Source organism: Acidobacteriota bacterium (assembly GCA_034211275.1).
Classification (GTDB): domain Bacteria; phylum Acidobacteriota; class Thermoanaerobaculia; order Multivoradales; family JAHZIX01; genus JAGQSE01.
On the sequence record JAXHTF010000003.1, the window covers coordinates 50,478 to 61,965 of the forward strand.

At 62.6% G+C, this 11,488-nt stretch carries 12 protein-coding genes; all 12 read left to right on the forward strand.

Going from position 1 to position 11,488, the window contains the following annotated elements; translation table 11 throughout:
* Nucleotides 1-65: 65 nt before the first annotated feature.
* The 12 genes from SX243_01335 to SX243_01390 all read left to right on the forward strand — a co-directional run bounded on the left by SX243_01335 (nucleotide 66) and on the right by SX243_01390 (nucleotide 11,448).
* Nucleotides 66-605: a DUF305 domain-containing protein gene (locus SX243_01335; GenBank protein ID MDY7091593.1), complete on the forward strand. Its 540-nt coding sequence runs from the start codon at nucleotides 66-68 to the stop codon at nucleotides 603-605.
* Between the two features lie 7 nt (nucleotides 606-612).
* Nucleotides 613-1,959, forward strand: coding sequence for an APC family permease (locus tag SX243_01340; GenBank protein MDY7091594.1), 1,347 nt, complete (start codon nucleotides 613-615; stop codon nucleotides 1,957-1,959).
* Nucleotides 1,960-1,990: 31 nt separating this feature from the next.
* Nucleotides 1,991-3,232: a hypothetical protein gene (locus SX243_01345; GenBank protein ID MDY7091595.1), complete on the forward strand. Its 1,242-nt coding sequence runs from the start codon at nucleotides 1,991-1,993 to the stop codon at nucleotides 3,230-3,232.
* A 148-nt stretch (nucleotides 3,233-3,380) separates the two neighbouring features.
* Nucleotides 3,381-5,207: an ATP-binding protein gene (locus tag SX243_01350; protein MDY7091596.1), complete on the forward strand. Its 1,827-nt coding sequence runs from the start codon at nucleotides 3,381-3,383 to the stop codon at nucleotides 5,205-5,207.
* Nucleotides 5,204-6,550: a sigma-54 dependent transcriptional regulator gene (locus SX243_01355; GenBank protein MDY7091597.1), complete on the forward strand. Its 1,347-nt coding sequence runs from the start codon at nucleotides 5,204-5,206 to the stop codon at nucleotides 6,548-6,550. The genes SX243_01350 and SX243_01355 overlap by 4 nt, the downstream gene beginning before the upstream one ends.
* Before the next feature lie 361 nt (nucleotides 6,551-6,911).
* Nucleotides 6,912-7,265, forward strand: a complete 354-nt coding sequence (locus tag SX243_01360; GenBank protein ID MDY7091598.1) for a hypothetical protein — start codon at nucleotides 6,912-6,914, stop codon at nucleotides 7,263-7,265.
* Entirely contained in the window at nucleotides 7,262-7,729 is a 468-nt protein-coding gene (locus tag SX243_01365) for a hypothetical protein (GenBank protein ID MDY7091599.1), read from the forward strand. Before SX243_01360 ends, SX243_01365 begins: the two co-directional genes overlap by 4 nt.
* An 82-nt stretch (nucleotides 7,730-7,811) precedes the next feature.
* Complete coding sequence (locus tag SX243_01370) at nucleotides 7,812-8,051, forward strand: hypothetical protein (GenBank protein MDY7091600.1); 240 nt, start codon at nucleotides 7,812-7,814, stop codon at nucleotides 8,049-8,051.
* Nucleotides 8,052-8,084: 33 nt separating this feature from the next.
* Nucleotides 8,085-8,294: a hypothetical protein gene (locus SX243_01375; protein ID MDY7091601.1), complete on the forward strand. Its 210-nt coding sequence runs from the start codon at nucleotides 8,085-8,087 to the stop codon at nucleotides 8,292-8,294.
* Nucleotides 8,295-8,340: 46 nt separating this feature from the next.
* Nucleotides 8,341-8,679, forward strand: a complete 339-nt coding sequence (locus SX243_01380) for a P-II family nitrogen regulator (GenBank protein ID MDY7091602.1) — start codon at nucleotides 8,341-8,343, stop codon at nucleotides 8,677-8,679.
* A complete protein-coding gene (locus tag SX243_01385) occupies nucleotides 8,651-10,051 on the forward strand; it encodes a TolC family protein (protein MDY7091603.1) in 1,401 nt (466 codons plus the stop codon). The genes SX243_01380 and SX243_01385 overlap by 29 nt, the downstream gene beginning before the upstream one ends.
* Nucleotides 10,048-11,448 carry an efflux RND transporter periplasmic adaptor subunit gene (locus SX243_01390; GenBank protein MDY7091604.1) on the forward strand — a complete coding sequence of 467 codons (1,401 nt, stop codon included), beginning with the start codon at nucleotides 10,048-10,050 and terminating at the stop codon, nucleotides 11,446-11,448. Before SX243_01385 ends, SX243_01390 begins: the two co-directional genes overlap by 4 nt.
* Nucleotides 11,449-11,488 lie beyond the last annotated feature (40 nt).

Below are 11,488 nucleotides of genomic sequence, written 5' to 3' on the forward strand. Positions count from 1 at the left end.
GGCACCTTGAAACTCCAACTTCAACCAACGACCTTCATTCAAACCCAATAGACCAGGAGAGAAAAATGGAAAACTCCCACCAAAGCTCGGGTAGCTATCGCCGATTCTTCATCATGATCGGCACGTCGATGATCGCGATGTTCTTCTTGATGTACCTGCATTCGTATCAAATTCTGGATCACGCCTGGTTCAGCGAAACTCGGTTCTTCATGACCCTGATCATGGGCGGCGCGATGATGGCGATCATGCTCGGCTTCATGCTTCACATGTACAAAAAACGCCAGGCCAACATCGCCATCTTCGTCGGCGCAGCCATACTTCTAGCCGCCGGAATCTGGCTCGTCCGTAGCCAGGTCACGGTGACTGGCGTGGACTACATGGAGGGGATGATCCCCCACCACTCGATCGCCATCCTCACCAGCGAACGCGCTGGAATCGAAGACGTGCGCGTCCGCAAGCTGGCCGACGAGATCATCAAGGCACAGCGCACTGAAATCAAGGAGATGGAGTGGCTGATCCAAGACATCAAGAAAAACGGAGTCGCTCGTACACAGGCAGAGGCGAATGCACGCACGATCCCGGACTTCTCAGCGACGCCCGAGTGATCGACTGATGGAAGAGACCTACAGAGAAGGCAGCCTGAGCCTGACAGGTGCGGTCGCCATGGGAACCGGCGTAATGATCGGAGCCGGCATTTTCGCCCTGACGGGGCAGGTGGCCGAGCTCGCGGGGCCGCTCTTTCCGCTCGCTTTTTTGGTCGCGGCAATCGTCAGCGGCTTCAGCGCCTACAGCTACGTGATGATGTCCCGCTCCTATCCTTCGGCCGGCGGCATCGCCATGTTCTTGAAGGAAGCCTACGGCCGAAGCTTGATGACCGGCGCTTGCGCGCTCCTGATGCTGCTTTCGATGATCATCAACCAGAGCCTGGTCGCCCGTACCTTCGGAACCTATGCTCTCCAGCCCTTCAACGTCGACAAGGGCTCGATCCTGGTGCCGGTGATCGGCGTGGCGCTGATCGGCGTTGCCTTCCTGGTCAACGTCGCCAAGAACGAGGTCATCAGCCGTATCTCGCTGGTCGCCGCATTCTTCAAGATCGGCGGCATCGTCGCCTTCGCACTGATCACGCTGTGGGCCGCCGACTTCGGCTTTGCGGCAGCCGATGCGGAGAGCGCGGCCAGGCAGGGCGGCCTTGGCGGCTTCATTGCTGCTGTCGCGCTCGGTATCTTGGCCTACAAGGGCTTTACGACGATCACCAACGACGGCGACGAGCTAGAGGACGCTGACAAGAATATCGGTCGAGCCATCGTCATCTCGATGTCGATCTGCCTGGTGGTCTACCTGCTCGTCGCCTGGGCCGTGGGCTCGAATCTCTCGATCGAAGAGATCGTCAAGGCCAAAGACTACTCGCTCGCCGAGGCGGCCCGGCCCGCGCTCGGGAGCGTCGGGCTGTGGCTCACCGTCGCGGTGGCCCTCATCGCCACCGCCTCGGGCGTGATGGCCAGCATCTTCGCCGTCTCGCGTATGCTCGCCATGGTCACCAAGATGGAGCTCATACCGCACCGGCACTTTGGTATGGGCGGGCGTATTCAGACCCACACGCTGGTCTACACGGTGATGCTCGCCAGCCTGCTGACGATCTTCTTCGACCTGAGCCGGATCGCGTCCCTGGGAGCGATCTTCTACCTGGTCATGGACTTCGCGGTCCATTGGGGCGTCTTTCGTCACCTGCGCCAGGAAGTCGGAGCCCGCGGCTGGGTCCTGATCACCGCGATGGGTCTCGATGTCATCGTGCTGGCCGCTTTCCTGTGGAGCAAGGCATCGAGCGATCCGACGATCGTGTTCTGGGGAATCGGCGGTGTCTTGGCCGTCTTCGCCGCGGAGAGGCTCTTCCTCTGGCACCACGAGTACTCCGAGGGTGAAGATCCCAACTACAGCAGCCCAAGCGAGAACGGCGAGTAGCTCGCGCCAATTTCCTTTCTGGAGAAGAAGAATGTCCAAACTGATCATGTCACCCCATACCTCGCCACTACGCCCATTGATGGGCGCACTGGCTGTCTTGCTGCTCGCCGCCTGTGCGGCCGAACCTCCTCCTGGAGCGGAAAACCGCTCACGGCCGGAATTGGTCAGTCTGAAAATGCTGGACCCGCCGTCTGGTCCTGGTGCACTGGCCCCCAACCTCGAGTTCCACTCGGGTGGTACAGCGCTGACCTGGCTCGAACCCACGGAGAACGGCCACTCGCTCCGCCTGGCGAAGTTTCAGGGTGAAGCGTGGGGCCCGCCGGAGACCATCGCCTCGGGCGGTGGTTTCTTCGCCAACTGGGCGGACCTGCCGCAAGCGGTCGAGACGAGCGACGGCACGCTCTTCGCTCATTGGCTCGACAAGCTTGGAGAGGACACATATGCATACGGAGTCCAGCTAGCGCGGTCGGGGGACGGCGGCACCACTTGGCAAGAGTTGGGATGGCTGCATGACGATGCTTCGCCCACCGAGCATGGCTTCGTCTCCTATGCCGCGCTTCCTGAGGGCGAGGTGCAGGCGTTCTGGCTCGACGGACGTGCCATGCCGGCGGGCGGCGGCATGCATCTGCGGACGACACGGCTCGCTGGAGACGGCCCTGGCGCGAGCGCCTTGCTCGACGATCGAGTCTGCGAGTGCTGCGCCACCGATGCAGCACTCGCAGCGGGCGGCCCAGTGGTGGCGTATCGAGACCGCAGCGATTCGGAGATCCGCGATATCGCCGTCGTTCGCGCCACGGCCGATGGATGGAGCGAACCCACCGTGATCCACGACGACGGGTGGGAGATCTACGGCTGCCCGGTCAACGGTCCGGCCATCGCCGCTGACGGTAAGCACATTGCCGTCGCTTGGTTCACGGCCGCCGAGGGGCAGGCCAAGGTCCAGGTGGCCCACTCCGCCGATGGTGGCGAGACCTTCGGTGCGCCCGTCCTAGTCGACGATGGCCAGCCGCTTGGGCGAGTCGATGTCGCGATGGCGCGAGATGGTCGTGCGGTCGTCAGCTGGTTGGGTAGTTCGGAAAGCGGAGCCGAGATTCGCTGGCGGCCGGTCTCGACAGAAGGAAAGGCAGGGCCGGTGCGGATTGTCTCGTCCACCACGACGAGCCGGACGGCAGGGGTACCTCGAATGGTGAGCAAAGGCGACAACCTGCTCTTCGTCTGGGTGGAGGACGGCGAGGCGCCCCGCCTGCGGGCTGGCCTGGTTCCGCTGTCGTGAGCTGCCCCATCCGCGGGCGGATGCCAATTCTCTCGTGGCTCTTGCACTCCGCCGCAGCCGTCCAGAATCAGGCTGCGCAACCGGCACCGCCTGAGGTTGGCACCGCGCTCAGCATCCTCGACTTAGGCCCCCCGGGAAACCCAACACCATGCAGGATTTGCACTTGATAGCCGGGATCGGCCTAGCGATATGCCTCGCCTTGGCGGCGCTGCTCGCGGCAGTCGGACTGTGGGCGGGGCTCTTCTCCTCCACCCGGGCACCAGAGAGTCCCCGCCTGATGCCCGACCGTCATTCCCAGCTTATCGACCATTCGCGATGGTTGGCACAGCTGCGATGGGTCGCCGCAGGCTGTGTGTTCGTGCTGATCCTCCTTGCAGTCCCTCTATTCGATCTGCTTCCGCTGTGGACTCTTCCTCGACTTCTTGCTTGGCTTCTGGTCCTGGTGGTGGCCAATGCCATTTTCAGCTGGCGAATCGAGCAGCAGAAGAGGCCAGAGCAGATGATGGCCCTCCAAGTCGGCCTCGATCTCGTGGTGCTGACCGGATTGCTGAATGCTTCGGGCGGCGTCGAAAATCCCCTCTATTTCGGCTATGTATTTCCCATCATCGTGGGAGCCACGCTGCTTTCGGAGCGATACGCCTTCGCGCTCACCCTCTTCGGCTGCCTCTTGTTCTGCCTTCTGAGCGTGGGTGAAGCCCTGCACATTCTGCCGCACGTGACGCTGGATCTTTTTCCGCATTCGAACGCCGGAACGGCACACGCTTCTCACGACGCGAGCTTCGTCGCCGGCAAGAGTGTTTCCCTCGTGGTCCTCGTCCTGGTGTCTTCCTACCTCACCGCGCTCCTTCGCCGGCGCCTCCGAGAAAGTGAAGAAGCGGTCTCGAGATCGGCCCGCGAGGCGCGTCTCGAGCATGAGCGACTCGAAAGTATGGTGCAGGCCGCGGGCGTGGGCATGATCGTGGTCGAGCCGAGACTTCGCATTCGCTGGTTCAGCAGGAGGGCCAGTAGCTGGCTTGGCTGGTCGCAGGGCGTCATCGGCCAGCGCTGCCCACTCTTCGAAGCCGAAAACGGTTGTCGTGAATGCGTGGCTCTCGAGGCCTTGCAAACGGGTCGGCCAGCAGAATCCGAGCGGGAGCTCGCGAATGGCAACTCGGGTACTCGCTACTTTCGACACGCGGCGGAACCGGTTCGAGATCGCGGCGGTCGGGTCTTCCAGGTGGTCGAGCTGGTTGAAGACATCACGCGGCGAAAAGCCCTCGAGACAGAGGCCGTGCATGCTGGAAAGCTTTCGGTCCTAGGCCAGCTCGCGGCCGGCCTTGCGCACGAGATCGGTAACCCGATCGCTTCCTTGACGACTCGCCTCGAACGCATGGAACGCCGTCGCGACCAGGATTTCATCGAGGAGAGTCTCACGGTGTTCCGGAGTCAGATCGAGCGCATCGGCCGCACCATTCGCAACGTCTCGGCGTTCTCCCGCCTGCCCCCACAAGAGAGGAGGCGATATCCGGTTAACGCGATCATCGTCGATGCTCTGGAGCTACTGCGCCTGGACCCGCGTGTTCGGCGGATCAAGTTCGAACAGCGACTGATCGAACCCTCCCCCGAGATTTTCGCCGTGCGAGATCAAATTTCACAAGTCATCTTGAATTTGCTTCTCAACTCCATCGAAGCCATTTCCGGCGACGGAACGATTCGCATTGAATCGCGGCTCGAGAAAGGCCAGGTCATGGTCGACATCAGCGATACTGGTTCGGGGATCCCGCTCGAGCTCAAGAGTCAGGTCTTCGAACCTTTCATCACCACCAAGGCGGAGGGCGTAGGTCTCGGCCTGGCAATCACCAAGAGCTTGATTCAGGCGCATGGAGGCACGATCGACGTTGACAGTGAAGCGCAGCGTGGAACCTGCTTTTCCGTGACTCTGCCGCGAAGTGATACCGGGTCCTCAAAGAGTGCTGCTGCCGGAGTCGAGCGATGAAAGCACACCTCTTGATCATCGATGATGAACCTATTTTCCGCGAAGATCTCGCCAGCCTGCTGAGGGACGAAGGCTACCAGTGCAGGACGGCCGCCGACGGGGAAGCGGGTCTCGAGGCGGTCCGAATCGACGAGCCTGACCTGGTGGTCTGTGATCTCTCGATGCCCGGCATGGATGGAGTCGGGGTCGTCGATCATCTGGCCACGGAACATCCTGATGTCGCAGTCTTGCTCGCGACCGCACACGGTTCGCTGGAAAGCGCGCTCACCGCTTTCCGCAAGGGGGTGGCGGATTACCTGCTCAAACCACTCAATCATCAAGAGTTGCTGGTCAAGATCAACCGCTGTCTCGAAAAGCGAAAGCTCGATCGCGAGGTCCGGTTTCTGCGCCGACAAGTATCCCAAGCCGACGAGGGAACTCGACTGATCGGAGGGAGCGCTTCGATCGAGAAGGTTCGCAAGCTGATTCGTCACGTCGCGCCGACCGACACCTCTGTGCTCGTGACCGGGGAAACGGGCACTGGAAAAGAGGTCGTAGCCCGGTCGATCCACGAGCTCGGTTCCGGTCTCGACGCTCCCTTCGTGGCGGTGAATTGCGCGGCTCTTCCTCGCGAGTTGATGGAGAGCGAGCTCTTCGGGCACCGCAGGGGGGCCTTCAGCGGCGCGATCCGAGACAAGCCGGGCATGTTCGAGCTGGCCTCCGGAGGCAGTCTGTTCCTGGATGAGATCGGCGAGCTACCCCTCGAGCTTCAGCCAAAGCTGCTGCGCGCCCTCGAGCAGCGCGAAGTCATGCCGATTGGCGGCGTGCGGCCGATTCCGACGCGGCTGCGCTTGATTACAGCGACCCATCGGAACCTCCAGGAACGCGTGCAATCCGGTGAGTTCCGCCAGGATCTCTACTACCGGATCAGGGTGATGGAGATTGCACTGCCTGCGCTGCGAGAACATCGCTCGGACATACCGGGGTTGATCGAGCATTTGTTGGTTCGGATCAACGCCCGTCTGAAAAAGCATGTTCTCGGGGTCGACGAAGCAGCCCTACGAGTCCTCATGGCTGCTGATTGGCCGGGCAACGTCCGCGAGCTGGAGAATGCACTCGAGCGAGCGGTTCTGCTGGCCGAAGGGCAGATTCTCGGGCTGGGGGACTTACCCGAGGACCTCGTCAGCTCTGACACCGACGTCGAAGCATCGCAGGAATTGAGGACAGCCGTTCGGGCCTACGAGAGAGAGCACATCCAGAGAGTCCTGGCGGCGACAGGCGGCAATCGAGAGGAAGCGGCACGTCTTCTTGGGATCAATCCATCAACGCTCTACCGGCGGCTCCAGCGGCCGGGCCTCGATTGACGCCTTCGTTGGCGTCACTGGCTCTGACGCCCTCGAGCTTTTGCGCGAACGAGAGCCGATTTCGCCACCGCCTTGCACGATTGCAAGCTGACGGGAGCACGAGCGGGCGGATCTGTGCGGCGAGGCGGGTGGAGCGCCGAATCCTCAGAGAGTACCCCTCGCGCTGGGGCGCCGGACCCACGAATAGGTTGCACCGCTGCGAGTCGTCTGCCGAGCTTGTCTTGCGCCAATGCAAGAGTCTGCTTCCCGGCGCGCCTTCTCCCAACTCCGAGAACGCGGCTTGCCGGGACTTGCCGCGGGCAAGAGGGTATCCCAGCACATGGCACGTGCTTTGCTCTAGGTCTCTCTATGGTGGTAGTGCATGGTGCGAGACACGGACATCGACAAGCAGGCCAGTCGGCTGATCAAGGCCCTACAGCCTACCTTGCGCCACCACCTCGGTCTCGAGGGTCTGGAGAGACAGTTTGTGACCGAGCTTTATTGGCGGCTCCGTCAAACACTCGTCGATTGCGGTGGATTGGCTGCGAGATCGAACGAGCGCCCAGTCGACCCGCAGAAGCTCACCCTCGATGTCTATCTCACGGCAGCGACGTGCCTAGAGGGAAGCAAGGTCACACCCGATCTGCTCAGTACCTTGAGCAAGACCATAGAGCAAGCCATCGAAGAGTTCTCGAACACTCGAGAAAGAATGACTGAAGAGGAAGATCTCTCATGAAAACACTAAGGATGTGTCAGCACGCGGCGTTCATCGGCTTGATAATCGCCATTTCAACGTCGGCCAGCCTGAGCGCCGGAGAGGTGGCCGAGCAGAAGGCACCGACTGGCAAGATGGAAAGCTGCAAGGCGCTGATGGAGCAACATCGTGCTTCGATGTCAGCGAGCCGCGGCGCGGATGGCCGCCTTCAGGCCCTTGTCGATGTCATAGACGAGGCCGAAGGCCAGGCCCGGACCGATGCCTTGGTGGCTGCCGTGAAGGAGCTGGCAGCTCAGCATCGCCAGACGCGCTCCATGATGAGCATGGAAACCAAAAAGCAGAGCCACATGATGGCTCATATGCGCGACGGCACGAAGATGCCCGCTTGCCCGATGATGCAAGAAATGGCGGCGCAAGAGGTGGCGCCGGCGGACTCCGGCGAAAGCGATGTCTCGGAAGGGCACGAGGAGCACCACGACCTTTGATGCCAGGTGCTTGAAATGTCTCGTCACGGCACCGCCCGGGAGCGACCCGATCGACTCATCAACCAGGGACTTGGAAAGATAAATGAGAGTGACTTTACCAGTCTGTCGAAACACGTCGTTGCTCGTGGCAGCGTTAACCGCTCTGGCATTTTCCACCTCGCTGCTCGGCGACGAGGTCGATTGGGCGGCCGGCGAGTTCGCCGGTTCCCAGGAAGAGGTCGAAATGCTCATGGCCTACAACCGATCCATCTCGCTCACCGAGCCTCAGGAGACCATTCGCACGCAGGCCCTCGAAACGATCCCAGCTCCATGTTGCAGCTAGCATTCAGCCGCGACCTGCTGCTGCGAGTCCAACTTGACTCGCTTCATCGGGGGGCTGGCCAAATTTCTCATCACGCGGCGAGGGGCTTCCGTGGAAGTCGTCCGCAAGGCAGCCACGGCCTGGATCGCGGAGCTCAATCCAGAGGGCTTCTCGGGCGACGCGTGTTTCTCCGGCGGCTGCAACAAGCCGTTCTCTGAAGGCGGGTGCGGCGGGATGAGCGAGAAGCGTCTCAAGTTTCGCTAGCGCTCCTCCTTCCAACCAGCGCAAGCCTCCACTAAGGAGCGCCAGGATGAAATTGATCAAAGCTTTCATCAGGAAAAACAGAGTCGATGACGTATTGCTGGGTCTGCAAGAGGCCGGTGCCGCTGGCGCGACGGTTTCACACGTCCACGGCGTCGGATACGGCTTCAGACGTCACCTCGGCGGGCTTGCCCCCAACGATCTTTCAAAGACCGAAGAAGCTCTAAAGGTCGAAGTCGTCTGTCGATCTCAACAGGTCGATGACCTTTTGGAGACACTAGTGAGGTCCGCTCGTACCGGATTCGCAGGGGATGGCATCGTCTTCGTCACCAACGTGGAGCGGGTTAGGAAGATCCGCAATGGAAACGAAGGTCACGATGCTCTCTAGGAAAGTGGAATCGAGATCGACATACTTCAGATGGACTTTGCCTTGGATCCGCTTCGGCGTTTGGCTCCTGGTCGGGTTTGGGCTGACGCAACCGCTGGTGCTCTCTGCTTCGTCCCCTGCTCGACCGACGGACCCACAACGACCCGATGATCAGGCCCAAGGGCAGGCCCTCGACGAGCTTCTCGCCGACGCCGCACGATTCAATCCGCGACTTCGAGCCGCCTACGACCGCTGGCAGGCGGCGCTCGAGAGGATCGAGCAGGCCGACGTGCTACCTGATCCGCAGGCCCACTTCGCCTATTTCATCGAATCGGTGGAGACGCGAGTCGGCCCCCAGGAGCAGAAGCTCGGCGTGACCCAGAAGGTGCCGTGGCCGTCGAAGCTAGGGCTTCGCCTGGAGGTCGCGGTCGAGGCCGCGCGTGTCGCCGAGCAGCGCTACCAGGTGATCAAGCTGCGGCTCTTCTATGACATCAAGGACGCCTACTACGAGCTCTACTATCTGGCTCGAGCGATCTCCATCACCGAAGACAACATCGCTCTTCTCGGGCACCTGGAAAGCGTGGCCCAGGCCAATTTCATGGTCGGCGCCCCGGTTTCCGGTGTCGTCAAGGCCCAGCTCGAGCTGGGCAAGCTCGATGACCGGCTCCGCACCCTCCAGGATCTCCGCGAGCCCGCCCTCGCCCGCTTGAATGCCGCGCTCGGCCGTCCAGCCGACGCGCCCGTTCGCTGGCCGGAGCGTGTGCCGGACCGGGAGCTCGAGCTGGAAGATCAGCTCGTCTTCGAATCCCTGACCGAGCGCAATCCTGAGCTGCTCGCCCTCGACCACGAGATCGAGCGCACTAGCAAGGCGATCGCCCTGGCGCGGACGGCCTTCCGGCCTGACTTCAATTTTGGTCTCGACTGGGTTTCAACCGGGGACGCGATCAATCCCGCACTCCCTGGCAGCGGGCAGGATCCCCTGGTGGCCAGGGTCTCGGTGACCCTGCCGATCTGGAGGTCCAAGTACCGATCCGCCGTGCGCGAGGCCGAGCGGCGACGCGGGGCCGCACGCGGCGCTCGGGCCGATGCGGAATTCGGCCTCGAAGCCCGGGTCGAGCTGGCGCTCTTCCGATTCCATGATGCCGAACGAAAGATCGATCTCTACCGCGACACCCTGGTGCCGCTTTCCGAAGCCTCCCTCGAGGTCGCCCAGCAGGCCTACGAAGCAGGCAAGGAGGACTTCCTCGACGTGATCGACGCGCAGCGACAACTGCTCGAGCTTCAGCTCGCCCTCGAGCGCAGCCTCGCCTTTCGAGAACAGCGCCTGGCCGAGGTCGAGATGCTGGCGGGCCGGCCGCTCGCCGGCGGAGCTTCCCAAGGAGACCCACCATGAAGAAACAGATGGGCGCCTTCGCGGCGGTCTTCTTGACCGCGCTCGCTCTCGGTTACGCCCTGCGCGGCGGCTCGCCGGCGACCGATCCGTCGCATGGCGTCGCGACACCGTCCCAGGCGACGACGCCCGGCGCCGAGAGCGCGCATGCATCTCACGGCGGCGCCGATGATCTCGGGCCGCGCGGGATTCGGCTGACGCCGGCCGCCGAGAAGCTCGCCGAAATCCAGACCCGTGTCGTCGAGCGCAAGATGGTCGGCGCCGAGGTCCGCATGGTGGGCAAGCTAGCCTACGACGAAACCCGTCTGGCCTACATCTCGGCCTACGTCCCGGGCAGGCTCGATCGTCTCTACATCGACTTCACCGGCGCACCGGTCAATAAGGGAGACCATCTCGTCTACCTCTACAGTCCGGAGCTGCTGGCCGCCCAAGAAGAGCTGATCCAGGCCATCCGGACAGCCAAGAGCCTCCAAAAAAGCAACGTCACGGTACTTCGCGACCGGGTCCAGACGACCGTCGAGTCGTCTCGGGAAAAGCTTCGTCTCTGGGGCTTGACTACCGAGCAGATCGCCGACATCGAGGCGCGCGGAGTGCCCCAGGAGCATCTCACGATCTACTCGCCGATGACCGGCATCGTGATTCACAAGAACGCTCAGGAGGGCATGTACGTCCAGACCGGCACACGCATCTACACGATCGCCGACCTCTCCCACCTGTGGGTCCTGCTCGACGCCTATGAATCCGACCTCGAGTGGCTGCGCTACGCCCAGAGGGTCGACCTCGAGGTCGAGGCCTATCCGGGCGAGGCGTTTCGCGGACGGATTTCGTTCATCGACCCGGTGCTCGACCCGACCACTCGCACCGTCAAGGTGCGGGTCCAGGTCGAGAACCCGCACGGCCGCCTCAAGCCGGAGATGTTCGTGCGCGCCGTGGTCGAGCCGCAGCTGACCGCCGGCGGCAAGGTGACCAGCGCCGATCTCGTCGGCAAGTGGATCAGCCCGATGCACCCCGAGATCATCCGGCCACGGCCGGGAACCTGCCCGATCTGCGGCACCCCCCTGGTGCGGGCCGAATCGCTCGGCTACGTCGACGAGGGTGCGGGCTCCGACGAGCCGCCGCTAGTGATTCCGGCCTCGGCACCGCTGCTCACCGGCAAGCGGGCGGTGGTCTACGTGCAGCTGCCGGATCGGCCGGGGGTCTACGAGGGACGCGAGGTGAGGCTCGGTCCGCGGGCGGGTGGCTACTACCTCGTCGAGGAAGGGTTGCACGAGGGTGAAAGGGTCGTGGTCAACGGTAACTTCAAGCTCGACAGCGCGCTGCAGATCCGGGCCAAGCCGAGCATGATGAACCCGGAAGGCGGTGGCCCGGCGCCCGCCCACGCCCACGGTGGTGACTCGTGACGAAGCCGGTTTCGAGTCTCGATGCGGCGAGCACCGACCC

Excerpts from the sequence above, each read along its gene's own strand:
- SX243_01345 (MDY7091595.1), top strand. The coding sequence starts at position 1,991 with ATGTCCAAACTGATCATGTCACCCCATACCTCGCCACTACGCCCATTG.
- SX243_01370 (MDY7091600.1), top strand. The coding sequence starts at position 7,812 with ATGAGAGTGACTTTACCAGTCTGTCGAAACACGTCGTTGCTCGTGGCA.
- SX243_01380 (MDY7091602.1), top strand. The coding sequence starts at position 8,341 with ATGAAATTGATCAAAGCTTTCATCAGGAAAAACAGAGTCGATGACGTA.
- SX243_01385 (MDY7091603.1), top strand. The coding sequence starts at position 8,651 with ATGGAAACGAAGGTCACGATGCTCTCTAGGAAAGTGGAATCGAGATCG.
- SX243_01335 (MDY7091593.1), top strand. The coding sequence starts at position 66 with ATGGAAAACTCCCACCAAAGCTCGGGTAGCTATCGCCGATTCTTCATC.
- SX243_01365 (MDY7091599.1), top strand. The coding sequence starts at position 7,262 with ATGAAAACACTAAGGATGTGTCAGCACGCGGCGTTCATCGGCTTGATA.
- SX243_01355 (MDY7091597.1), top strand. The coding sequence starts at position 5,204 with ATGAAAGCACACCTCTTGATCATCGATGATGAACCTATTTTCCGCGAA.
- SX243_01340 (MDY7091594.1), top strand. The coding sequence starts at position 613 with ATGGAAGAGACCTACAGAGAAGGCAGCCTGAGCCTGACAGGTGCGGTC.
- SX243_01360 (MDY7091598.1), top strand. The coding sequence starts at position 6,912 with ATGGTGCGAGACACGGACATCGACAAGCAGGCCAGTCGGCTGATCAAG.
- SX243_01350 (MDY7091596.1), top strand. The coding sequence starts at position 3,381 with ATGCAGGATTTGCACTTGATAGCCGGGATCGGCCTAGCGATATGCCTC.
- SX243_01390 (MDY7091604.1), top strand. The coding sequence starts at position 10,048 with ATGAAGAAACAGATGGGCGCCTTCGCGGCGGTCTTCTTGACCGCGCTC.